A 23809-nucleotide genomic window follows, 5' to 3' on the forward strand; every position below is an offset into this window, starting at 1 on the left:
GGACCTGGACATCGAAGTCGGCATAGTGCTGGGTCGTCGACCAGATGGAAAAGATAAGATGGTACGGATCGCACTCGGCGATCTTTCCCGCTTTTGCCCAGGCCCGGATAACCTCGGCTTTCTCGTCGACGAGTTCCTTCAGCGGCCCCTTCAATTCGTCTTCGATATGCGGGGCGCCCTGCAGCACTTCGTTGGCAAACAGCCTGCTTTCGCGGGGAAAGTCGCGGGCCATTTCCAGCTTGCGGCGGATATAGTTGCAGATTTCCGATTCCGGATCGCCATCGGCATCGAAGGCGCGCAACGGCTCCAGCCACGTATAAAGCACCCGGTCGATGAGAGCCCGGTGCATCGCCTCCTTGGTGCGGAAGTAATAAAGCAAATTCGGCTTCGACATCCCGGCCACTTCGGCGATCTGGTCGATGGTCGAGCCGCGGAAACCTCTGGCGGAAAACACATCGAGAGCCGCCTCCAGAATTTGCTCTTCCTTTTCTTCCTGAATACGTGTGCGCCGCTGGGTCTTCGCTGCTCTCGGAATTGCCATCTGGCTCTCATTTCCCCTTGGAATTCAGTTGCTTCGCCCAGACGGCTCACCCTGCCGTCATTTTGAGCAACTGCCTGCAATTTTGGCTGTATTTTTCCTGATTTTCGTCTTGAGCCCGGCGCGGGAAGCTGTAATGTTTACCAATCGGTCAAATTATCTGTCAGGTGCAAAACAAAGGCAACTGCGGATTTTCCGGCGTAACAAAACAAACAAGCGCACCGGGAATTGGCGATGGGAACAGACGGCGCATGCTCCTGGCATGACGGCGGAAAACAGGTGAGGATTTTCAGACATGGTGGCAGCGCCAGGTGAGAATATGCGCGTCAATGGGGACCGTCTCTGGGACAGTCTCATGGACATGGCGAAGATCGGCCCCGGTATTGCCGGCGGCAACAACCGCCAGACGCTGACCGACTCCGATGCCGAGGGCCGCGGCCTCTTCCGCAAATGGTGCGAAGACGCCGGCTTGACCGTCGGCGTCGACAAGATGGGGACGATGTTTGCGACGCGCCCCGGCACCGATCCCGATGCGCTGCCCGTCCATGTCGGCTCGCATCTCGATACCCAGCCGACCGGCGGCAAATTTGACGGCGTCCTCGGCGTGCTCAGTGCGCTTGAGGTCGTTCGCACGATGAACGATCTCGGCATCAGGACCAAGCATCCGATCGTCGTCACCAACTGGACCAACGAAGAAGGCGCCCGCTTCGCCCCGGCCATGCTGGCGTCCGGCGTCTTTGCCGGAGTGCATACGCTCGAATACGCCTATGGTCGCAAGGACCCGGAAGGCAAGAGCTTTGGCGACGAGCTGAAGCGCATCGGCTGGCTCGGCGACGAAGAAGTCGGCGCCCGCAAGATGCACGCCTATTTCGAATACCATATCGAGCAGGGCCCGATCCTCGAAGCGGAAGACAAGCAGATCGGCGTCGTCACGCACTGTCAGGGCCTCTGGTGGCTGGAATTCACGTTGACCGGCAGGGAGGCTCATACGGGATCGACGCCGATGAACATGCGCGTCAATGCCGGGCTTGCCATGGCGCGGATCATGGAGATGGTTCAGGCGGTTGCCATGGAGAACCAGCCAGGCGCCGTCGGCGGCGTCGGCCAGGTCTTCTTCACGCCGAACTCGCGCAACGTGCTGCCCGGTAAGGTCGTCTTCACCGTCGACATCCGCTCGCCGGACAAGGAAAAGCTCGACCGCATGCGGGCCAAGATCGAGGCCGAAGCGCCGAAGATCACCGATGCGCTGGGTGTTGGATGCTCGATCGAGGCGATCGGCCATTTCGCGCCAGTGACCTTCGACCCGAAGCTGGTCACCGCGGTGCGCAACGCGGCCGAAAGGCTCGGCTACAGCCACATGAACCTCATCTCCGGCGCCGGCCACGACGCCTGCTGGGCCGCGAAGGTCGCTCCCACGACCATGGTCATGTGCCCCTGCGTCGGCGGCCTGTCGCACAACGAGGCGGAAGACATATCGAAGGAATGGGCGAGCGCCGGTGCGGACGTGCTGTTCCATGCGGTGGTCGAGACGGCGGAGATCGTCGGGTGAGCAAAAGCTTGGCCAAGTTCGCGGTAATCGGACTAACTGGGTCAATGTCACTCATGCCAACGGCTTCGGCTGCAACGGTTGACAACATCGTCGGCTCATACGGCTCGTTGTCAAAAGGCGCTAGCGCTTGGGCCGCCCGCAGCGACTTTTGTACGTTCGAAGGTACGTATCACCTGAAATCAGATCAAAAGATTCGCAGCGAGACGATTTCAGAGAAAATAGTTAAGATCATCAGAAAAGAAGCAGGCGTTATTGTCGTTGTCAACGTCGATAAGAATATATCGGATACACGCGGCGCGGTTTTGAAAGTATCCATGTTTCTGAGCAAGGGTTTCCCGGCCTGCGAAAGCCCTTTCAATTTGATACCAGTTACTTACTTCACGGCAAAAGGGCTCAGCGTGGTCACGGGAGACGAGGGAACTCCGGTCGACTTCAAATATACGCCGCCACAGGACGAATAGCATGAACAAGGGGAACAACAATGAGCACAGTCATCAAGGGTGGCGCCATCGTCACCGCCGATCTGACCTATAAGGCGGATGTGAAGATCGACGGCGGCAAGATCGTCGAGATCGGCCCGAACCTTTCCGGCGACGAGGTGCTGGATGCCTCCGGCTGCTACGTCATGCCGGGCGGCATCGACCCGCACACCCATCTCGAAATGCCCTTCATGGGCACCTACTCCTCCGACGATTTCGAAAGCGGCACGCGCGCCGCACTTTCCGGCGGCACGACCATGGTGGTCGATTTCGCCCTTCCCTCGCCCGGCCAGTCGCTGCTCGAAGCACTGACCATGTGGGACAACAAGTCGACCCGCGCCAACTGCGACTACTCCTTCCACATGGCGATCACCTGGTGGAGCGAGCAGGTCTTCAACGAAATGAAGACCGTCGTTCAGGATAAGGGCATCAACACCTTCAAGCACTTCATGGCCTACAAGGGTGCGCTGATGGTGAACGATGACGAAATGTTCGCCTCCTTCCAGCGCTGCGCCGAGCTCGGCGCCCTGCCGCTGGTGCACGCCGAGAACGGCGATGTGGTCGCGCAATTGCAGTCGAAACTTCTGGCAGAAGGCAACAACGGCCCGGAGGCACATGCTTATTCGCGCCCGGCCGAAGTCGAAGGCGAGGCGACCAACCGCGCGATCATGATCGCCGACATGGCCGGCTGCCCGGTCTATATCGTCCACACCTCCTGCGAACAGGCGCACGAAGCCATCCGCCGCGCCCGCCAGAAGGGCATCCGGGCCTATGGCGAACCGTTGATCCAGCACCTGACGCTCGATGAGACGGAATATTTCAACAAGGATTGGGATCACGCCGCCCGCCGCGTCATGTCGCCGCCGTTCCGCAACAAGCAACATCAGGACAGCCTCTGGGCCGGCCTTGCTTCCGGCTCGCTGCAGGTCGTCGCGACCGACCATTGCGCCTTCACGACCGACCAGAAACGCACCGGCGTCGGCGATTTCACCAAGATCCCGAATGGCACCGGCGGCCTTGAAGACCGCATGCCGATGCTCTGGACCTACGGCGTCAACACCGGCCGACTGACGATGAACGAATTCGTCGCGGTGACTTCCACGAATAGCGCCAAGATCCTCAATATCTATCCAAAAAAGGGCGCGATCCTCGTCGGCGCCGATGCCGATATCGTCGTTTGGGATCCGAACCGCTCAAAGACGATCTCGGCGAAGAAGCAACAATCGGCCATCGACTACAACGTCTTCGAAGGCAAGCAAGTGACCGGCCTGCCGCGCTACACGCTGACTCGCGGCGTCGTGGCCATTGAGGAGGACGCAATCAAGACGCAGGAAGGCCACGGCGAATTCGTGAGGCGCGAGCCGGTTACCGCCGTCAGCAAGGCACTCTCGACCTGGAAGGAAATCACTGCGCCGCGCAAGGTCGAACGGTCAGGCATTCCGGCAAGCGGGGTGTGATCCTTGGCTTCATCGCTCCTGCACCAGCCCATCCAACTCCGGCAGCAGGACGACGCTTTCCTGTTCGTTGGGGTCCGTCCGTGCGATAATCGCGGTGCAAGGCGTGCTGCTGAGGTTCGCCGGCAGGTGGGGAACACCGGCCGGAATGTAGAAAAGCTCGCCGGCATGGACGACGACATGGTGCTCCAATTGGTCGCCGTGCCAGGTGTGCGCCTCGCCGGAGAGCATGTAGATTGCCGTTTCATGCGCCTCGTGCAGATGCGCCTTGGCGCGAACGCCCGGCGGGATCGTCAGAAGATGCATGCAGATGCCCTTCGCACCGACCGTTTCCGCGGCAATGCCTTCGAAGTAGCTCAGCCCCTGCTTGCCGTCATAGGCATGGCTCGGGCGAATGATGTGGCAGGTAGGCTTTGACTTCGCATCCATCGTCATTCTCCATGAATTTTGCCGCGGCAACAGAAAACGGTGACAATCATAGCACGCAAACCGCTGCAGGCGGGAATAACAGGATTGGTCAAGCATCGATGCAAGCAGCGTCCGTCGTATCCGCCAAGGATCTCTGTCTCACCTACCACACGAATGACGGGCCGGTGCATGCGCTGAGCAATGTCGATCTGGATGTCCGCAAGGGCGACTTCGTCTCCTTCATTGGTCCCTCCGGCTGCGGCAAGACGACATTCCTGCGCGTCATCGCCGATCTCGAGCGGAAAACCTCGGGCGAGATCACCGTCAATGGCATGACGCCGGAAGAAGCGCGCAAGGCGCGCGCCTACGGCTACGTTTTCCAGGCGCCCGCACTTTATCCCTGGCGCACGATCGACAAGAACATAGCGCTCCCCCTGGAAATCATGGGATATGCGGCTGACGACCAGAAGCGGCGCATCGCCGAGGCGCTGGAACTCGTCAACCTCTCGGGTTTTGAGAAGAAGTTTCCCTGGCAGCTTTCCGGCGGCATGCAGCAGCGTGCCTCGATCGCCCGCGCGCTGGCCTTCGATGCTGACCTGCTCTTGATGGACGAACCCTTCGGCGCACTCGACGAAATCGTCCGCGACCACCTGAACGAGGAACTGCTGAAGCTCTGGGCGCGCACCAACAAGACGATCTGCTTCGTCACCCATTCGATCCCTGAAGCCGTCTATCTCTCGACGAAGATCATCGTCATGTCGCCACGCCCCGGCCGCGTCACCGACATCATCGACTCGACGCTCCCGGCCGAGCGCCCGCTCGGCATCCGCGAGACGCCGGAATTCCTGGCCATCGCCCACCGTGTGCGCGAGGGCCTGAGAGCGGGGCATAGCTATGAGGAGTAGGTTGGTTGCTGTTCCCTTCTCCCCGGCGGGGAGAAGGTGGCCCGAAGGGTCGGATGAGGGGGCCGGTGCAGTAAGCTCGTCCGTCGGCTATCGCTCCGGACGCTCGCTCCTTTCGTCGCTCACCCCCTCATCTGTCCTTCGGACATCTTCTCCCCGCGGGGGAGAAGCGGGAGGTCACTCATGAAACCCGACACCCTCAAGGACAAACTCATCCCCGTCCTCACCATCCTCGTGGCACTGATCGCCGTCTGGTATGTCGCGGCTGTTCTCCTCAATTCGTCCTTCCAGCGGGACATGGATACCCGCAACAACATCACCCCCACCACGATGGAGTTCATCGGCAAGACGCTGTCACAGCCGAAACCGGTCCTGCCGGCGCCGCACCAGGTGGCGAGCAACTTTTTCGAGAACACCTTCCTGCGCAAACTCTCGAGCAATCGCAGCCTTGTTTATCACGCCGGCGTCACCCTCTCCTCGACGGTCCTCGGCTTCGCCTTCGGCACGCTGCTTGGCATCCTGATCGCCGTCGGCATCGTGCATATCAAGGCGCTCGACCGGAGCCTGATGCCGTGGATCATCGCCTCGCAGACGGTGCCGATCCTGGCGATCGCGCCGATGGTTATCGTCGTGCTCGGGGCGATCAACATTACCGGCCTGATCCCGAAGGCACTGATCTCGACCTATCTCTCCTTCTTCCCCGTCGCCGTCGGCATGGTGAAGGGCCTGCGCTCGCCGGAAATCATGCACCTCGACCTGATGCGCACCTATAACGCCACGCCGGCACAGACATTCTGGAAGCTGCGTGTCCCGGCCTCCATTCCCTTTCTCTTCACCTCGATGAAGGTGGCGATTGCCGCAAGTCTCGTCGGCGCCATCGTTGGCGAACTTCCGACGGGCGCCGTTGCCGGTATCGGTTCGAAGCTGCTGGCGGGTTCCTATTACAGTCAGACGATCGATATCTGGGCGGCACTTGTCGCAGGCTCGGTGCTGGCGGCCATGCTCGTTGCGATCGTCGGCCTGGTAGCGAAGATCGTCGATCGCGCCATGGGCGGGAGGCCGGCATGAAATTTCCGGGCATCTCCTGGCAAGCTTCGATTTCGCTCCTTCTATGTATTGCGGCCGTGATATCGCTGCCGCTTCTCAGTGAGGGCGCCCCCTACCCCTTCACCGACGGAACGGTGACGTTGATCATTGCCGTGGTCGCCGGATCCGCGCTCATTTCCATCGCGCCGCTGCCGCCGGCCTATTCCGCAACGGTGCTGCTGATCGGCACGCACGCGGCCGCCTGGATGCTGCTTTCCGGCATTGGCGGCAACGAGGGCATGGCGACCAAATCCTTCTTCTTCCTGATCGCCGCCTGCTGGCTGCTCGCCTGGCGCTGCGTTGCAGTGCTCTCCGCGTTGAAACCCATGTCGAAGCTCGGAAGCTCGTTCCTGCGGCTGCTGATCCCGGCGATCTTTGGCGCCTGGATCCTGATCCTGTGGGAAGCGGCGACCCGCGGCTTCGGCATTCCTTTCGTGCTCCTTCCGCCGCCGAGTGCGATCGGCGCCAGGCTCGCCGGTTCGCTGCCGATCCTGTTCGACGACGTGCGGCAGACGATCTTCAAGGCGGTGCTGATCGGCTATGTCATCGGTTGCGCCGCCGGGTTTGCTGTCGCCATCCTTGCCGATCGGGTGGCGTTCCTGCGCCGCGGCCTGCTGCCGATCGGCAATATGGTTTCGGCGCTGCCGATCATCGGGGTCGCTCCGATCATGGTCATGTGGTTCGGCTTCGACTGGCCGTCAAAGGCTGCCGTCGTCATCATCATGACCTTCTTCCCCATGCTGGTGAACACCGTTGCCGGACTGGCGGCGTCCGGCAACATGGAGCGCGACCTGATGCGCACCTACGCGTCGAACTACTGGCAGACGCTGTTGAAGCTCCGGCTTCCCGCCGCCATGCCTTTCATTTTCAATGCGCTGAAGATCAACTCGACGCTGGCGCTGATTGGTGCCATCGTTGCCGAATTCTTCGGAACACCGATCGTCGGAATGGGCTTTCGCATCTCCACCGAAATCGGCCGCATGAACGTCGATATGGTCTGGGCCGAGATCGCCGTCGCGGCGCTGGCAGGCTCGCTCTTCTATGGGGTCGTCGCCCTCGCCGAAAGGGCGGTGACGTTCTGGCATCCGTCTATCCGTGGTGGCTAGGCGTCGCTTTGTTCCCGCAAATGGGATTGGGGCATAACTTCAGAGGGAAAAAGAAAATGAAAAAACTGATTATTGCGATGATGGCGAGCGCAATGTCGCTCGCGGCAGCCCAGGCAATGGCTGCCGACAAGGTAACGCTGCAGCTAAAATGGGTCACGCAGAGCCAGTTCGCCGGCTATTACGTCGCCAAGGAAAAGGGCTACTACGAAGAGGCGGGCCTCGACGTCACCATCAAGCCGGGCGGCCCGGATATCGCGCCTGAGCAGGTCATCGCCGGCGGCGGCGCCGACGTGATCGTCGACTGGATGGGTGGCGCGCTCGTTGCCCGCGAAAAGGGCGTTCCGCTGGTCAACATCGCGCAGCCTTTTCAGAAGTCGGGCATGGAGATGATCTGCCGCAAGGACGGCCCGATCAAGACCGAAGCCGATTTCAAGGGTCATACGCTTGGCGTTTGGTTCTTCGGCAACGAGTATCCGTTTTTCGCCTGGATGAACAAGCTTGGCCTCAAGACTGAAGGCGGTCCGGATGGCGTTACCGTTCTGAAGCAGAGTTTCGACGTTCAGCCGCTCCTGCAGAAGCAGGCAGACTGCATTTCGGTCATGACCTACAATGAATACTGGCAGGCGATCGATGCCGGCTTCAAGCCGGAAGACCTGCTCGTCTTCAACTATACCGCGATGGGCAACGATCTTCTCGAGGACGGCCTCTATGCGATGGAAAGCAAGCTCAAGGATCCCGCCTTCAAGGAAAAGATGGTCAAGTTCGTCAAGGCGTCGATGAAGGGCTGGAAATACGCGGTCGACAACCCGGATGAGGCAGCCGAGATCGTCGTGGATAACGGCGGGCAGGACGAGAACCATCAGAAGCGCATGATGGGCGAAGTCGCCAAATTGATCGGCGACGGCACGGGCACGCTCGACACCACGCTTTACGATCGCACCGCTAAGGCTCTTCTCGACCAGAAGATCATCAACAAGGAGCCGTCAGGCGCCTGGACGCACGACGTTACGGACGCTGCCGCAAAATAAGTGGCCGTCCAACCAAACACGAAACGCGCGGAGAAGTCCGCGCGTTTTCGCTTTTTTTTGGCGGCGATTGAAAAAATTTCGCAAGCGATGTCGCATCGGCGGAGGCTGTGACGTCATAATACTATTCGGCAATCAATCATCGGAATGAATACATAACCACTCGCCGATTGATTTGGACGCAAATGGTAATTAATGCTCTCTGGTGGGGAATTATTTTCTGCCAGTCTTGCGCGTCAAGCAAATCGATACCACGTACGAGCCGGGTTTGCCGTACGTGAGGCTGCGAGAGCGACGGCAACCGAAGCGGGAGTACCTCTGAGAACACAGAGTTGAAATGGCCTTTTCGCGAGCTGAGGGACAACGCGCGATTTCGGCCGACTATGTTTTATGATTGGACGACGACCCAATGGCACGCATGCGAACCAAAATACGCGCCTTCGCCCTTCTTATCGCCGCCTTCGCGGCAGCTCCTGCTTTTGCCCAGGAAACCGCAACCACGAAGCCGCGCCAGAACCTGCCCGCGATCGTCGTGACCACGGCCAAGACGCGCACGCTCGTCGATCGCGTCGTCGCGACCGGCACTGTGAAGCCTGTCGAGGAAGTGTATCTCCAGCCTCAGGTTGACGGACTTTCGATCCGTGCGCTGAACGCCGACGTGGGCGACAAGGTTGAAGCCGGCAGCACACTTGCGACGCTGAACGACGATGCGCTGCTCTTGCAGAAGAGCCAGATGCTGGCAACGAAGGCGAAGGGCGAAGCGACGCTCGCGCAGCTGCGGGCACAACTGATCGAAACAAAGGCGAATGCCGAGCAAGCCCGCCAGCAGCAGGCCCGTGCGCAGGAAATGGGCAAGAAGGGTACCGTGTCCACCGCCCAGGTTGAGCAGGCGGTTGCAGCAGCCGTTTCCGCAAACGCCCGCGTCAGCTCGGCCGAGCAGGCAATCATGGTTGCCGTGGCAGACCTGAAGGTCGTTGACAGCCAGATCGCCGATACCGATCTCAAGCTTGCCCGCACCGACGTGAAAACGGCTGTCGCGGGGACGGTTTCGGCAAAGAATGCCAGGGTTGGCGCGATTGCGCTGGCCTCGGACGACCCGCTCTTCACCATCATCCGTGACAACGATATCGAACTGGTTGCCGAAGTCGGCGAGAGCGATATCATCAAGATCCAGGCGGGCCAGAAAGCGACCATCTCGCTTGCGGGCAGCCGCGACAAGCTCTCCGGTTCCGTCCGCCTCGTTTCCCCGACGGTCGACCCGACTACGCGCCTTGGCCTCGTCCACATTCTGATCGATGATGACAGCAAGGCGCGCGCGGGTATGTATGGCAGCGCGGATATCGTTGTGAAGTCGACGCAGAACGTGGCTCTGCCGCTTTCGGCGGTCCTGACCAGCAGCGAAGGTTCGTCCGCCCGCAAAGTCGAAGAAGGGGTCGTAAAATTCGCCGAAGTGGAAACCGGCATTCAGGACGGCGCTTACGTTGAGATCCTCAAAGGCCTCAAGGAGGGCGATGAAGTCGTTGCCAAGGCTGGCGCCTACGTTCGGGACGGCGACCGCATTACACCCGTGCGCGAACAGCCTGCTGCTGCTTCCAACTGAGAGAAGGCCCGATGAACTTTTCAGCCTGGTCCATCCGAAATCCCGTAGCACCGCTGCTGCTTTTCGCCCTGCTGCTTTTTGTTGGTATCCAATCCTTCAACAGGCTGCCGATCACGCGTTTCCCGAATATCGACGTTCCGCTTGTATCGATCATCGTCACGCAGAGCGGCGCTTCGCCTGCCGAACTCGAGATGCAGGTGACGAAGGAAATCGAAGACGCGGTCGCCAGCATCAACGGCATCGACGAAATCCAGTCCACAGTGACGGATGGCCAGTCGCAAACGGTCGTCATGTTCCGCATGGAGGTGCCGACCGAGCAGGCGGTCCAGGATACCAAGGACGCGATCGATCGCATTCGCAGTGATCTCCCGGCCAATGTGGAAGAACCGATTGTCGCCAAGATCGACGTCGAAGGGCAGGCAATCCAGACTTTTGCCGTTTCATCGCCGGACATGACGCTCGAGGAGCTTTCCTGGTTCGTTGACGACACGATCAAGCGCTCCTTGCAGGGCCAGGCCGGCATCGGCCGTGTGGACCGTTATGGCGGCGCCGATCGCGAGGTGCGCATCGAACTCAATCCGGACAAGTTGAACGCTTACGGCATCACTGCCGCCAGCGTGAACGAACAGCTGCGCAGCACGAACGTCGACCTCGGTTCCGGCCGGGGCCAGGTGGCGGGCAGCGAGCAGGCGATCCGCGTTCTCGGCGATGCGCGTGATGTCGCCGAACTGGCCAATACGACGATCGCCCTGCCGAACGGCCGTTTCGTGAAGGTCTCCGAACTAGGCGCCATCAAGGATACCTATCAGGAGCCGAAGTCCTTCTCGAATTTCGACGATACGCCCGTCGTCACCTTCGGCGTCTTCCGCGCCAAGGGCGCCAGCGAAGTCAGTGTTGCCGAAACGGTGGCAAAGAGCCTCGACAAGGTGCGCGCAGAAAACCCGAATGTCGGCATCGAACTGATCAGCGATTCCGTCTACTTCACCTACGGCAACTACGAGGCCGCGCTCGACACGCTGATCGAGGGCTCGCTGCTGGCAATCGTCGTCGTTTTCCTGTTCCTTCGGAACTGGCGCGCAACGCTGATCTCGGCGATCGCGCTGCCGCTTTCGGCGATCCCGACCTTCTGGATCATGGACCTGATGGGCTTCTCGCTGAACCTCGTCAGCTTTCTCGCCCTCACACTCGCGACCGGTATTCTCGTCGACGACGCGATCGTCGAAATCGAAAACATTGCCCGCCATATCAAGATGGGCAAAACGCCGTATCGCGCGGCCATCGAGGCCGCGGACGAAATCGGCCTCGCCGTTATCGCCACGACCTTCACGATCATTGCCGTGTTCGTGCCGGTGTCGTTCATGCCCGGCATCCCTGGCCAGTACTTCATTCAGTTCGGCCTGACGGTTGCCTTCTCGGTCTTCTTCTCGCTGATGGTGGCACGTCTCATCACGCCGATGATGGCCGCATACCTGATGCGCGCCCAAGACGGCAAGGACGACCATCACGACAATGACGGGCTGTTCTTCCGCGGCTATACGCGTCTGGTGCGCGCCACGACCCGCCGCTGGTGGACCCGCTATGCGACGCTGATTGCGGCGATCGCCTTCCTGGTCGGCTCTGTCATGTTGTTGGCCCAGGTGCCCGGCAGCTTCCTGCCGCCAGAAGACGCATCACGTATCGTGCTCTCCGTCGAGCTGCCGCCGAATGCGACGCTCGACGACACCGCAGCGACGACGAACACGATCTACAAGGACGTGAAGGATATCGACGGCGTCGAAAGCGTCTTCGTGCTCGGTGGTGCATCGCCAAAGGGCGACCTTGAGCTTCGCCGCGCAACGGTAACGCTGACGCTGCACAAGCTCGATCAGCGGCTGTCGAAGAAGCTCGTGAACGACTTCTTCGGCGCGATGCCGATCATCGGGCCTTATCTGCCGAAGGTCGAGGTTCACGGCCGCATGCGTCCGCAGTGGGATATTGAAAAGGAAGTCTTCGCGAAGGTGAAGGACATTCCGGACGTCCGAATCCTGAAGCTCAACGACCGCGGCGAACGCGACCTTTCGTTCAACTTCCTCTCCAAGAGCGAAAAGGACCTGAACGAAGCGGTCGGACTTCTGGAATCCAAACTGCGTGCCGAACCGCTGCTGGCAAACGTCAGCGCGGACGGCGCCCTGCCCCGTCCGGAACTGCAGGTTCGCCCGCGCAAGGATCAGGCGGCCCGCCTCGGCATTACGCCGCAGCAGATTTCCGAAACAATCCGCGTGGCGACCATCGGTGACATCGACGCGGCGCTGGCGAAGATCAATCTCGACGATCGCCAGATCCCGATCCGCGTGCAGGCCGCACTCGATATGCGGCGTGACCTCGCGGCCATCCGCGCGCTGAAAATCAAGACGGCGAGCGGCGCGACCGTTCCGCTCGCGACCGTGGCTGATATCGACTATTCGGAAGGCGTGAGTTCCATCAAGCGCAACAACCGCTACCGCGTCGTTTCGATCGGCTCCGACCTGCCGCAGGGCGTGGCGCTCGATACCGCATCGGCTCGCTTCCTGCAGATCGTCAAGGACACCAAGATCCCGTCGACGGTGCAACTTGTCGAAAGCGGCGACGCGAAGGTCCAGAAGGAAATGCAGCAGAGCTTCGGCAACGCGATGCTGATGGGCCTCATGCTGGTTCTGGCGGTGCTGATCCTGCTCTTCAAGGATGTGATCCAGCCGTTCACCATTCTGTTCTCCCTGCCGCTTGCAATCGGCGGCGTGGCAGTCGGTTTGCTCATCACCAACAATCCGCTGTCGATGCCCGTCATGATCGGTATCCTGATGCTGATGGGCATTGTGACGAAGAACGCGATCCTGCTCGTCGACTTCGCCATCGAGATGCGCCATCGCGGCATGGAGCGTGTGGAGGCGATGGTCGAAGCGGGCCGCAAGCGCGCCCAGCCAATCATCATGACCTCGATCGCCATGTCCGCCGGCATGCTGCCGTCGGCACTCGGCGTCGGCGAAGGCGGTTCATTCCGCGCGCCGATGGCAATCGCAGTGATCGGCGGCATCATCGTCTCGACCGTGCTGTCGCTGGTCGTCGTCCCCTCCTTCTTCCTGATCATGGACGATCTCTCGCGCCTGCTCCGCTGGCTCTTCGGCCGCCTGGTCGGCAAGAAGGATCAGGAGGAGCTGGCGATGTCCCGCGAGGAGCTGACCGACGCCGTCGGCTCTCTCAACGAGCGGGTGGAGGCGATCGAGAATCCGGAAGGCAAGCGCAAGGTCGCCAACGCCAACGCGAAGAACGTGCTGCGCCTGCCGCCGTTCGCGGCAGAGTGATTTCTCAAATAGCGAGACAGAAAAGCCGGGCGCCAAGCCCGGCTTTTCTATTGGAGCCTTTCACCATCACGCTTCTTCCGCAATCGGCAACTGTGCCACCTGCGGCGCACGGCCGTTGAAATAGGAGGCGAGCAGATGGCCGGCCGAGACTGCCGCGATGCAGAGCACCACCGAAGCCGCGATATTGACGGCCGCCCGCGTCACGGCTCCGGAGCGCAGCAGATCCAGCGTCTGCAGGCTGAAGGAAGAGAAGGTCGTATAGCCGCCGCAGAGCCCGATCATCACGAAGAGCCGGAGGTTTTCCGAGGCGGGAAAGCGCCCGTGGGCGAGCGTCAGCGTTCCGAACAGGCCGATGATGAGGGACCCGCTGATATTGATGATGATCGTGCCCCAAGGAAGATCGCCGCTGATGGGCGCCGCGAGAACGGACACAAGATAACGCGCCAGAGTGCCCAAGGCGCCTCCAGCCATGATCAGTAAGCAAGTGTAAAATGACATGCACGCCTCTCTGTTCGGGCGGACATGAAAGCCCGCCTGCGGCGGGCAGTAGATACACTCCCACCGTCGAATGAATCGCGGTAGGAGTCATCAGCCATCACGGCGGTTTCGGGGGAACTCCATCCCCATCGCGCGCAAGATAGCTTCGGCGCGCCTGCAATGCAACCGGCCTCAACGCCCCGCGTCAATTTGGACGCGCCGGATTAGAGGCCGCCCTGCTCCCTGAGGAAATTGACGATGGCATCGACGCCGTCGCCGCGTTTCATATCGGAGAAGACGAAAGGACGCCTCTCGCGCATGCGCGTTGCATCGCGGTCCATGACGTCGAGGTCAGCACCGACATAAGGTGCTAGGTCCTTTTTGTTGATAACCAACAGGTCCGATTTGGTGATGCCCGGGCCGCCCTTGCGGGGGATCTCCTCGCCCTGGCAGACGGAGATCACGTAGATGGTGATGTCGGCCAGATCAGGCGAGAACGTCGCTGCCAGGTTGTCGCCGCCGGATTCGATGAAGACGACATCGAGATCGGGAATGCGCTCGGTGAGACCGGCGATTGCCTGGAGGTTGATCGTGGCGTCTTCGCGGATTGCCGTATGCGGGCAGCCACCGGTCTCGACGCCGACGATGCGCTCCGATGGCAAGGCCTGCATGCGCATCAGCGCTTCGGCATCCTCGGTCGTGTAGATGTCATTGGTGACCACCGCGACGGAATAATCGTCGCGCATCGCCTTGCAAAGCTTCTCCGTCAGTGCCGTCTTTCCCGACCCGACAGGTCCGCCGATGCCGACGCGAAGCGGTCCGTTTCTCGATTTCATTTCCACACTCCATTTCGGCCGAAGATAGCCGTGATCCCGGCGCTGCCACCGGCAAATGACGCAGACGCTCTGATCAGGAGCGGAAGAGCCGTGTCGTCTGCGTTTCGTGCCGCAGCGAGGCGATCTCGGCCTGAACGGCTGCCGAACCCAGATTGTCGAGGGTCGAGCCGGCTGCACGATGCGCTATGGCGGCAATCGTCTCCTCCAACCGCGCCAGGATGGCCACGCCGTCCTTCTGGCCGGCAACACCGAGCCTGATGCCCGCCGACACCGCTTGCGAGACATAGGCATGCAGAAAGGCAGCGAGCGCCTTTTGCAGCTCTATGCCATGCGCCCCGGCAACCGCACCGACGGCAACCGGATAGGCGGCGGCCCGCGGCAGGCGATCAAACAGGGGATGGGGCCAGGCGCGCGCCGCCGTCAGAAACGCCTCGCCGAGCAGCATCGTCTCCTGGTGGCGCTCCCGTGATCCTGCCAGGGCCTCCGCCAGGGCGGCAAGCTCTGCAAGCTCTCGCGCATTCGCCTGCATCCGCCAGCTTGCCGCAAAGAGCACCGCATCGTTCCATGTGCTCCCATTAGAAAGCAGCGTCTCGATCCACCCGCCCAGCGATGCCGAATCCGTGATGAGCCTGTCATGGACGGCGCGCTCGAGCCCGCCGGAATAGGCGAACGAGCCGACCGGAAAGGCCGGCGAGAGCCATGTCATGAGACGGAGCAGAGCCTGGAGGTCGCCGCCCTCGGTCATTGCGGCTCAATCATGCGCGTGATGGCCGTGGTCGTGCCCGTGCGAATGGTTGCCATGAGAATGGTAGGCGCCGCGCGCGGGCTGGAACGGCTCCGTGACTTCGTTGACGGTCGCGCCGAGCCCCTCGAGCATCGGCCGGATCACGTGGTCGCGCAGGATGAGCATGCGCTCTTCCTCGATCTGCACCCCGAGATGCCGGTTGCCGAGGTGCCAGGCAAGCTCGATGAGATGCATCCGGTCGCGGCCTCGGATCTCGAAAAGCTTCTCGTCGGCAGCCTGGATTTCGATGAGTTCCCCATCCTCGAGAACCAACATATCACCGCTTGCAAACAGCACCGGCTCCTTCAGGTCGAGCATGACCATGTCGCCGTTTTCGAGATGCAGGAGTTTGCGGCGCAGATGCCTCAGATCGTGCGGCAGAACGACTTTGCCGATGGGGTTGGAAGACGGGGTTCCGGCTCGAAGATATGAGGTAACGCGCTGCATGACATGTCCGTTTCTGTGAGGTCACGACCATGCAAAATAGCGCCTGCCGGCGCAAGCGCCAATGCGCTTTGCAAGCGAGTTATCTGCCGGAGCCTTGAAATGCTCTGGAGGCGCGGGGCGCGTCGTCGTATTCCGGATCAGCCCCCTGAACGCCGAGGCCACTTTCGATGAGATGGCGATGCAGGGCGTAGTTCAGCCCGTGTCTCTCGTGAACGACGCGGTTTCGGCCGAGCGCCTTTGCCAGATAGAGCGCCTTGTCGGCCGCCGTGTAAATAGAGTCCTTGCTGCGTCCGGGCAGAAGATCGGCGATGCCAGCCGAAATCGTGATCGCGATATCGCAGCCATCGGCAGCGAGGGGGCGCCGGGCGATCTGAGCCTTCACCGACTCGATCCGCTCCAGCCGCTCTTCAACGTCACCGCCGGCAACGATCACACCGAACTCTTCGCCGCCGAGACGCGCGACGACCGAAGGAGCGCCAAAGGCCGACGCAAGAATTGTGGATAGGGCAACGATGACGGCATCGCCGCAGGCATGGCCGAAACGGTCGTTGATCGCCTTGAAGCGATCGACATCGAAGATCACCAGCGAGGCGCCGTCATCGATCCCGTCCAGCGCTTCGGTGAAGGCACGACGGTTTAATAGGCCGGAGAGCACATCGGTGCGGCTCAGCTTTTCGAACTCCGCCCGCGATACTGTCAAATGGTGCATCGCGTGGCCGACAATCAGCGAAAGCACGCCGCAGACCACGCCACAGACGAGCCACGAGAGAATGACGCCGAATTGAATGGCATGCACCAAAGGGAGAGGCAGGAAGCCGATGTAGTCGAGCGTCGGCAGCATCGCGGCAATCACAAGCGCCGACAGAATGACGGCGAGAAAGCTCATCTTAAGCGCGAACACATAGACCGTGCGCCTATGCTGGAAATTGCGGAGATCGGCCTGGAGCGAAATCCATCTTTTCATTTTGATCGACCTCTCCGATCTCCCGCGATAGCGTTTGATTAAAGGGCGATTTGCTTCCAACCACCTAAGGCGATCGTTAAAATGCCTGCCATCCCAAGCTTGTGAACACCAATTTCACGGCGACGGATGCACGCTAAAGCTGCATAGTCATCTCTAAAAGCAAGGGCCCGGCCAAATGCCGAGCCCCGCTGTTTTTAGCGATGATTTTTGGCCTGTCAGGCGGCCTGCTTGACAGACTTCAGGGCTTCCAGAATGTTCTGGGGCGAAGAGACGCCGTAGGGATCCGTATCGGAATTATCGGAATAACCCTCTTCCTCGAACCAGTGCTCAACGACGCCATCATTGACGATCGCCGCATAGCGCCAGGAGCGCATGCCGAAGCCGAGATTGTCCTTCGCGACAAGCATGCCCATCTTGCGCGTGAACTCGCCGGAACCGTCCGGGATAAGCTTGACGTTTTCGAGGTCCTGCGACTTGCCCCAGGCATTCATCACGAAGGCATCGTTGACGGAGATGCAGTAGATCTCGTCGACGCCTTCGGCACCGAACTCGCCGGCAAGCTTTTCGAAGTCGGGCAGCTGATAGGTCGAGCAGGTCGGCGTAAACGCGCCGGGCAACGAGAAGAGGATGACGCGCTTGCCTGCGAAGTAGTCGTCGGTCGTCTTGTCCTCCCAGCGGAACGGATTGGGACCGCCAACGGCCTCGTCGCGGACGCGGGTGCGGAAAACAACGGTGGGAACCTTCTTGCCGATCATCGAAATCTCCTTCGTGGGAGGGTCTGCGGCAAACCTTGGGAAAATCCGCGACCCCGAAAATGGAGAGTCCTCACTAGCGAAGAATTCGCGGCAATGCAGCATGAAAGAAACAAAAATACCGCGGCGCATAACAGCCATTCCGCAGGTGCATGGCGCCTGCGGCAACTGCATAAAGATGAGGTCAATCGGTCCGATTAGAAGAGGAAATAACGCTGCGCCATTGGCAGCACTGTCGCCGGTTCGCAGGTCAACAATTCACCATCAGCGCGAACCTCGTAGGTTTCCGGATCGACCTCGATATCAGGCGTCAGGCTGTTGTGGATCATCGACGCCTTGGAGATGCCGCCGCGGGTGTTCTTGACCGCGATCAGGTCCTTGGCGACGCCGAGCCGTCCCTTGAGACCCGCATCGAGCGACGCCTGCGAGACGAAAGTCACGGAGGAATTCGTCAGGCTCTTGCCGTAGGATGCGAACATCGGACGGTAGTGCACAGGCTGCGGCGTCGGGATCGAGGCGTTCGGATCGCCCATGGGAGCGGCAGCAATCGAGCCGCCGAGCAGCACCATGTCGGGCTTCACGCCGAAAAAGGCCGGATTCCAGATGACGAGATCGGCGCGCTTGCCGACTTCGACCGAACCGATCTCGTGCGACAGGCCGTGGGCAATCGCCGGATTGATCGTGTACTTGGCGATGTAGCGGCGGACACGGAAATTATCGTTGTCACCCTTCTCCTCCCTCAACCGGCCGCGCTGGCGCTTCATCTTGTCGGCGGTCTGCCAGGTGCGGATCGCCACCTCGCCGACGCGCCCCATGGCCTGGCTGTCGGATGAGATGATCGAGAAGGCGCCGAGGTCATGCAGGATGTCTTCGGCGGCGATCGTCTCCTTGCGGATGCGGCTTTCGGCAAAGGCGATATCCTCCGGGATCGACGGCGACAGGTGGTGGCAGACCATCAGCATGTCGAGATGCTCCGCGATCGTGTTGACCGTATAGGGCCGCGTCGGATTGGTCGAAGACGGAATGACATTCGATTGGCCGCAGATCTTGATAATGTCAGGCGCATGGCCGCCGCCGGCGCCTTCGGTGTGAAACGCATGGATCGTGCGGCCCTTGATGGCGCCGATCGTATCCTCGACGAAGCCGCTTTCGTTCAGCGTATCCGTGTGGATCATCACCTGCACATCATACTGGTCGGCGACGGAGAGGCAGCAATCGATGGCGCCCGGCGTCGTGCCCCAATCTTCGTGCAGCTTCAGCGAGGTGGCGCCCGCAAGCACCATTTCCTCCAGTGCCCCCGGCAGGGAGGCGTTGCCCTTGCCTGCGAAGGCAAGGTTCATCGGGAAGGCATCGGCCGCCTCGATCATCCGAGCGATATGCCAGGGTCCAGGCGTGCAGGTCGTCGCCAGCGTGCCGTGGGCAGGGCCTGTCCCGCCGCCCAGCATACAGGTCAGCCCTGACATCAGCGCTTCCTCGATCTGTTGCGGGCAGATGAAGTGGATGTGGCTATCCATGCCGCCCGCCGTCACGATCTTGCCCTCGCCGGCGATCGCTTCCGTGCCCGGTCCGACGATGATGTTGACGCCCGGCTGCGTGTCCGGATTGCCGGCCTTGCCGATCGCCACGATCCGCCCGTCCTTGAGGCCGATGTCGGCCTTGACGATACCGGTATGGTCGACGATGACGGCATTGGTGATGACGGTGTCGACCGCACCGCTGGCGCGCGTCACCTGGCTCTGCCCCATCCCGTCGCGGATCACCTTGCCGCCGCCGAACTTCACCTCTTCGCCATAGGTGGTGAAATCTTTCTCGACCTCGATGAAGAGTTCCGTATCGGCAAGCCGCACCTTGTCGCCGACGGTCGGACCGAACATGCTGGCATAAGCGGCGCGGGAAATCTTATGGGGCATCGGTCAGGCTCCTTGGGAGGAAGAAAGGGATGCGTTCGCCCTTGGAAGCCGCGTGATGCGGCCAGCGGCGACATAGCTGTCAACGAGCTGCCTTTCGGCGGCGAAGGGATGCCATTCCCAGCCGGTATGGTTGAAGCCGGAGAGCAAGATATCCGCATCGGGAAACTGCCGGAACGTCTCGGCGATGACGATCATGCCGCTGCTCGGAACGACGTAGGGTGCGGGATTGAAAGCGGCGAGCTCAGCTTCTACGGCTTCATGAATCGATTTCTGAACGACCACATGCCGTTTGCCAGCATCCTCGCAGAAGACATTGAACTGACTCGTATAATCATCGCAGAAATCATCGAGGTCAGGATGTGAAACGGCCAGCGGCGCCTTGAAAGCGGCAAACTTTTCGGGGTCGCGGACGCTCCAAATTTCGGAGGCTTCGATGACGGCGCGATGGTTCCGCCAGGCATCCGAACCAATCATCGCCTTCCCCGGTCTGCCGGTATTGCAGACGGCGACCACATCGGTCCGGCCCGGGCTTGCAGCATAGGAGCGGCACTCGTTGAACCGGATGACGAAGTCCGCAGCGGCGATTGCCGCGGCCCCTTCCCTGCCGATTTCACCATTGCCGACGATCACGATCTTCCGGGTCACCTTCAGTTCCCCATCGCGTCGGAGAGCTCTTTGAGCTGCTTGGTCCGTTCGTCCGTGAGATCGGCAAGGCAGCCGGCAACCAGCATCGGCTCCATCGTACCGCCCCGCGCCTGAAAGCCGTAGGCTTGGCAATGAGCGTCTCGATAGGAGATCCAGGCGCGCTGGGCCGTCAGCAGCGCCTTCTCGGCGCCGCGATCATTCTCATCCAGATCCTTGTCCGTCGCAGCCAGTGCCGCGCGCGTCTTTTTCCACTGCTCGGTCAGTGCCGTATCTGCAGTCTCGTAGCGAGACTGCTCACAAAAGGTCATATCGGCCTGTGTCTGCGGATTCTTGCAATCCGCCTCCTGAGCTTGCGCGGTACTGGCCATCAGCGCTGCTGCCGCGGCGACCAGGTACAGAGTCGATCGCATTCAATTGTCTCCCGTCTTTTTTCTTAGAGCTTGCCCATCACGAGTTGGCGGAAGCCGTAGACTTCGCGCTTGCCGGAAAGCGGTATCAGCGTCACGGAACGCGTCTGGCCCGGCTCGAACCGAACGGCGGTGCCTGCCGGTATATCGAGGCGCATGCCCTGGGCTTTGTCACGATCGAAGGAAAGTCCCGCGTTGGTTTCCGCAAAATGGTAATGGCTGCCAACCTGCACGGGGCGGTCACCGGTGTTCGAAACCTCAAGCGTCACGGTCGGCTGACCGGCATTCAGTTCGATGTCGCCGCTCGCGGCAATGATTTCGCCTGGGATCATGTCGTTCTCCTCACGCCGCCCTTTGCGGCGCGCAACCTTCTGCTTTGAGCACGCGCTTTATCGATGCCGGATATTTGGCAAGCATAGCGGTCGGACGCACGGGACGGCGGGTGAATTCGCCACCGCAGTTCGGGCACCGCCCCTGCAGCACACCATCCACGCAGTCCGCGCAGAAGGTGCACTCGAACGTGCAGATCATCGCCTCTCGGCTTTCAGGCGGCAGCTCCGTGTCGCAGCATTCGCAGTTCGGACGAAGTTCCAGCATCGCTTTTCCTCAGCGGATCGGTTCGTGAACAGTGACGAGCTTGGTTCCATCGGGGAACGTCGCTTCCACCTGAACGTCATGGATCATCTCGGCGATGCCCACCATCACCTGATCGCGGCTGATGACGTGGGCTCCCGCCTCCATCAATTCGGCGACCGGGCGGCCGTCACGCGCGCCTTCAACGACGTAGTCGCTGATCAGGGCGATCGCTTCAGGGTAATTGAGCTTCACGCCGCGCTCCAAACGCCGCCGTGCCACCATCGCTGCCATGGAAATCAACAGCTTGTCTTTTTCTCTTGGAGTGAGGTTCATCATTCATCCGTTCAGATTAGAGGTTCCAGACTTTCGGCACAGGCGCTCCGTTGCGCAAGGCGGAAATGACCGGGATCAGGATTTTTCTGAGGGCGAAGCCATCGGCTGCTGCAGCGCGCACCACGAGCTTTCCATTCCATGCGCTCGCACCCGCCATGTGGCCCTCGACGAGCGGCCGGACCTTCACGAGATAGCTATCGGCAAGCGGTCCGGCATAAAGCAGCGTCGCAAAGGCAACCTGCCCGCTCAGGACGGGCTGGCGAGCCGTGAGCGCGTTGACGGCACCGTCAAGCCGCAGCTCCTCGGCATGGATCAGCCTGCTCGCACGGCGGATACGCCAGCGATCACAGAAAAGCCCGGTCTCCATGACCTCGCCCATCGCCTTGCGGCCGAGCAGGATTGCTTCTACGGCGAGAAATTCCGCGGTCTCGTCAAGATCGACATCGAGGCGGCGAGACAGCGACGCACGGTCGAAGAGAATGGTCTCCTGCGGCAGCCAGTCGATGCGCGAATTCGCGCCCGCCGTGATCGTGGTCATTACTTCCGCCGTGCCAGCCGATGCCTTGTAGATCTTCTCGCATGCCTGCGTGGTTACGTCGATACGCGTGCCGGGTCCTGCGACGACGCTCCAGTTCATCCGGTCGCCGCCGGTCAACCCACCGGCCGTATTGATGATGACCGCCTCCATGGACGCATCGAAGGTCTCCGGCAGGCGGATCTTGGCGGCACCCTCCTGGTAGAGTTCGCGGATACGCGCACGCCCGTCCAGCAGCTTTGCGGCCAGATGCCCGCGCCCTTCGGCCCTTTGCGGTCTGGTGGTCGCCGCCACGGTCGTCATTCCGTCTCCCTGCGCCTTCGCCGTTTGCCCGGCTGTTCTCATTCAATCCGGCAAATATTTTAAGTGAGCAATCTTTGTGCCATCCGCCGAACCGGCCGCAGCCGCGGCAGACGGGTTTGGCAGCGTATGGAATACGCCTTAAAAAGCAGCATCTGCCACTCGGATGGTCAGGTAACGGCAGCCGATATGCTGCATGAGACGTGAACAGTACCCCGCCCCCTCATCCGCCCGCCGGCACCTTCTCTCCGAGGGGAGAAGGGCAAGTCTCTTCGTGGCACTCCTTCCTCTTACCCAGCGGGGAGAGGATACAAAATCAGCATCTTAGCTTTAGCTAAGTGCTAGATTTTGTTGGTGAGGAGGATGTTGTTCTTTCAAGCCACCCTGTCCGGCGGCTTCCTGCCCTCGAAGAAGGCGGTGATGTTGTCCACCACCTTCATGCCCATCGCGGTCCGGGTTTCCTCCGTCGCACTGCCGAGATGCGGCAGGAGGACGACGTTTTCCATTGCCTTCAGTCTCTCGGGCACCTGCGGCTCAGCTTCATAAACATCGAGGCCTGCGCCGCGGATCGTGCCGCTATCCAAAGCGCCGATCAACGCCGCTTCGTCGACCACGTCGCCGCGCGCCGTATTGATCAGAAACGCACCCGGCTTCATTGCCGCAAAGCGTTCCGCGTTCATCAGATGCCGGTTCTCGGCTCCGCCCGGGCAATGCAGCGATATGAAATCGGAGGCGACCAGCACCTCCTCCACCGTCGCAAGCTGACGTGCGCCGTAACGCGCCGCCTCGGCTTCATCGACCTTCGACCGGTTATAGAAGACGACATCCATGCCGAAGCCGAAATGGCAGCGCTGGGCAAAGGCCTTGCCGATGCGGCCGAAACCGATAATGCCGACCGTCTTGCCGGTCACCTTCGTTCCGATCATGTGCGTCGGGCACCAACCGCTCCAGGCGCCGGCACGCACCTGGCGCTCGCCCTCGCCGCCGCGGCGGGCGACTGCTAGCAGCAGCAGCATGGCGATATCCGCGGTGCAGTCAGTCAGCACCCCTGGCGTATTGGTGACCGCGATGCCTTTGGCCTTGGCTGCGGCGATGTCGATGTGGTTGTAGCCGACACCGAAATTGCCGAGGATTTTCGTGCGGACATCGCCCGCGAAGACAGCGGCTGGCAGCTTGTCCGAGACGGTGGGCAGGATCGCGTCATACTCCGAGAACGCCTGGCGAAACTGATCGGTATTCAGCGGGATGTCGGCTTGGTTGAACGTCACGTCGAAGCGCTCCGCAAGCGCCGCCTCGGCAGCAAAGGGCCAGCGGCGGGTGACGAGGATGCGCGGTCGGGACATCGGGAACTTCCGTTTCTGAATTCTGGTGGGGCCAAC

Annotated in this window: 25 protein-coding genes and 1 riboswitch; of the genes, 9 read left to right on the forward strand and 16 right to left on the reverse strand. The window is 61.0% G+C overall.

Translation table 11 applies throughout. The annotated features are described in order from the left end of the window. The coding region (locus tag ACPYOJ_RS18000; protein WP_481417463.1) for a TetR family transcriptional regulator C-terminal domain-containing protein at positions 1 to 541 on the reverse strand (541 nt) is incomplete at its 3' end. 292 nt (positions 542 to 833) lie between these two features. Between ACPYOJ_RS18000 and ACPYOJ_RS18005 the strand changes: the two genes are divergently transcribed. The 3 genes from ACPYOJ_RS18005 to hydA are packed head-to-tail and all read left to right on the forward strand — an operon-like array spanning position 834 to position 4023. Continuing rightward, entirely contained in the window at positions 834 to 2087 is a 1254-nt protein-coding gene (locus ACPYOJ_RS18005; RefSeq protein WP_481417464.1) for a Zn-dependent hydrolase, read from the forward strand. Beyond that, entirely contained in the window at positions 2084 to 2548 is a 465-nt protein-coding gene (locus ACPYOJ_RS18010; protein WP_481417465.1) for a hypothetical protein, read from the forward strand. Before ACPYOJ_RS18005 ends, ACPYOJ_RS18010 begins: the two co-directional genes overlap by 4 nt. A 20-nt stretch (positions 2549 to 2568) precedes the next feature. Continuing rightward, positions 2569 to 4023 (forward strand): dihydropyrimidinase, encoded by a 1455-nt coding sequence (gene hydA / locus ACPYOJ_RS18015; protein ID WP_481417466.1) that lies wholly within the window; start codon positions 2569 to 2571, stop codon positions 4021 to 4023. 9 nt (positions 4024 to 4032) lie between these two features. Here hydA and ACPYOJ_RS18020 read toward each other — a convergent pair whose 3' ends face one another. After that, a complete protein-coding gene (locus ACPYOJ_RS18020) occupies positions 4033 to 4449 on the reverse strand; it encodes a cupin domain-containing protein (protein WP_481417467.1) in 417 nt (138 codons plus the stop codon). Between the two features lie 98 nt (positions 4450 to 4547). Here ACPYOJ_RS18020 and ACPYOJ_RS18025 point away from each other — a divergent pair, with 98 nt between their 5' ends. The 6 genes from ACPYOJ_RS18025 (at position 4548) to ACPYOJ_RS18050 (ending at position 13464) form a co-directional block, all read left to right on the forward strand. Next, a complete protein-coding gene (locus ACPYOJ_RS18025; RefSeq protein WP_481417468.1) occupies positions 4548 to 5333 on the forward strand; it encodes an ABC transporter ATP-binding protein in 786 nt (261 codons plus the stop codon). A gap of 180 nt (positions 5334 to 5513) precedes the next feature. Further along, positions 5514 to 6398 (forward strand): ABC transporter permease, encoded by an 885-nt coding sequence (locus tag ACPYOJ_RS18030; RefSeq protein WP_481417469.1) that lies wholly within the window; start codon positions 5514 to 5516, stop codon positions 6396 to 6398. Further along, positions 6395 to 7522: an ABC transporter permease gene (locus ACPYOJ_RS18035; protein ID WP_481417470.1), complete on the forward strand. Its 1128-nt coding sequence runs from the start codon at positions 6395 to 6397 to the stop codon at positions 7520 to 7522. Before ACPYOJ_RS18030 ends, ACPYOJ_RS18035 begins: the two co-directional genes overlap by 4 nt. 56 nt (positions 7523 to 7578) lie before the next feature. After that, positions 7579 to 8550, forward strand: a complete 972-nt coding sequence (locus tag ACPYOJ_RS18040) for an ABC transporter substrate-binding protein (protein ID WP_481417471.1) — start codon at positions 7579 to 7581, stop codon at positions 8548 to 8550. Between the two features lie 406 nt (positions 8551 to 8956). Further along, on the forward strand, positions 8957 to 10147 hold the full coding sequence (locus tag ACPYOJ_RS18045; RefSeq protein WP_481417472.1) for an efflux RND transporter periplasmic adaptor subunit: 1191 nt from the start codon (positions 8957 to 8959) through the stop codon (positions 10145 to 10147). An 11-nt stretch (positions 10148 to 10158) separates the two neighbouring features. After that, the gene (locus ACPYOJ_RS18050) at positions 10159 to 13464 is read left to right on the forward strand and encodes an efflux RND transporter permease subunit (RefSeq protein WP_481417473.1); all 3306 of its coding nucleotides are present in this window, start codon (positions 10159 to 10161) and stop codon (positions 13462 to 13464) included. Between the two features lie 66 nt (positions 13465 to 13530). Here ACPYOJ_RS18050 and crcB read toward each other — a convergent pair whose 3' ends face one another. The 14 genes from crcB to ACPYOJ_RS18120 all read right to left on the reverse strand — a co-directional run bounded on the left by crcB (position 13531) and on the right by ACPYOJ_RS18120 (position 23773). Next, complete coding sequence (crcB, locus tag ACPYOJ_RS18055) at positions 13531 to 13962, reverse strand: fluoride efflux transporter CrcB (protein ID WP_481417474.1); 432 nt, start codon at positions 13960 to 13962, stop codon at positions 13531 to 13533. A gap of 74 nt (positions 13963 to 14036) precedes the next feature. Continuing rightward, positions 14037 to 14098, reverse strand: a riboswitch (Fluoride riboswitch). A gap of 67 nt (positions 14099 to 14165) precedes the next feature. Then, the gene (gene ureG / locus ACPYOJ_RS18060) at positions 14166 to 14777 is read right to left on the reverse strand and encodes an urease accessory protein UreG (protein ID WP_481417475.1); all 612 of its coding nucleotides are present in this window, start codon (positions 14775 to 14777) and stop codon (positions 14166 to 14168) included. A gap of 73 nt (positions 14778 to 14850) precedes the next feature. Further along, positions 14851 to 15522 carry an urease accessory protein UreF gene (locus tag ACPYOJ_RS18065; RefSeq protein ID WP_481417476.1) on the reverse strand — a complete coding sequence of 224 codons (672 nt, stop codon included), beginning with the start codon at positions 15520 to 15522 and terminating at the stop codon, positions 14851 to 14853. A gap of 6 nt (positions 15523 to 15528) precedes the next feature. Continuing rightward, positions 15529 to 16008, reverse strand: coding sequence for an urease accessory protein UreE (gene ureE / locus ACPYOJ_RS18070; protein ID WP_168832508.1), 480 nt, complete (start codon positions 16006 to 16008; stop codon positions 15529 to 15531). Between the two features lie 79 nt (positions 16009 to 16087). Beyond that, the gene (locus ACPYOJ_RS18075; RefSeq protein ID WP_481417477.1) at positions 16088 to 16972 is read right to left on the reverse strand and encodes a GGDEF domain-containing protein; all 885 of its coding nucleotides are present in this window, start codon (positions 16970 to 16972) and stop codon (positions 16088 to 16090) included. Positions 16973 to 17187: 215 nt separating this feature from the next. Continuing rightward, on the reverse strand, positions 17188 to 17727 hold the full coding sequence (locus tag ACPYOJ_RS18080) for a redoxin family protein (protein WP_481417478.1): 540 nt from the start codon (positions 17725 to 17727) through the stop codon (positions 17188 to 17190). Positions 17728 to 17921: 194 nt separating this feature from the next. Next, positions 17922 to 19634: an urease subunit alpha gene (gene ureC, locus ACPYOJ_RS18085; RefSeq protein WP_481417479.1), complete on the reverse strand. Its 1713-nt coding sequence runs from the start codon at positions 19632 to 19634 to the stop codon at positions 17922 to 17924. A gap of 3 nt (positions 19635 to 19637) precedes the next feature. After that, positions 19638 to 20279, reverse strand: a complete 642-nt coding sequence (locus ACPYOJ_RS18090; protein ID WP_481417480.1) for a Urease operon accessory protein — start codon at positions 20277 to 20279, stop codon at positions 19638 to 19640. A gap of 2 nt (positions 20280 to 20281) precedes the next feature. Beyond that, positions 20282 to 20689, reverse strand: coding sequence for a lysozyme inhibitor LprI family protein (locus ACPYOJ_RS18095; RefSeq protein WP_481417481.1), 408 nt, complete (start codon positions 20687 to 20689; stop codon positions 20282 to 20284). Between the two features lie 23 nt (positions 20690 to 20712). Further along, on the reverse strand, positions 20713 to 21018 hold the full coding sequence (locus ACPYOJ_RS18100) for an urease subunit beta (RefSeq protein ID WP_481417482.1): 306 nt from the start codon (positions 21016 to 21018) through the stop codon (positions 20713 to 20715). Positions 21019 to 21028: 10 nt separating this feature from the next. Then, entirely contained in the window at positions 21029 to 21283 is a 255-nt protein-coding gene (locus tag ACPYOJ_RS18105) for a DUF1272 domain-containing protein (RefSeq protein WP_481417483.1), read from the reverse strand. Between the two features lie 9 nt (positions 21284 to 21292). Beyond that, positions 21293 to 21595 carry an urease subunit gamma gene (locus ACPYOJ_RS18110; protein ID WP_168832500.1) on the reverse strand — a complete coding sequence of 101 codons (303 nt, stop codon included), beginning with the start codon at positions 21593 to 21595 and terminating at the stop codon, positions 21293 to 21295. 16 nt (positions 21596 to 21611) lie between these two features. Continuing rightward, positions 21612 to 22433 (reverse strand): urease accessory protein UreD, encoded by an 822-nt coding sequence (locus ACPYOJ_RS18115; RefSeq protein WP_481417484.1) that lies wholly within the window; start codon positions 22431 to 22433, stop codon positions 21612 to 21614. Between the two features lie 371 nt (positions 22434 to 22804). Then, positions 22805 to 23773, reverse strand: a complete 969-nt coding sequence (locus ACPYOJ_RS18120) for a 2-hydroxyacid dehydrogenase (protein WP_481417485.1) — start codon at positions 23771 to 23773, stop codon at positions 22805 to 22807. Positions 23774 to 23809: the final 36 nt, after the last annotated feature.

Source organism: Rhizobium sp. SVR5-9E (assembly GCF_056755095.1).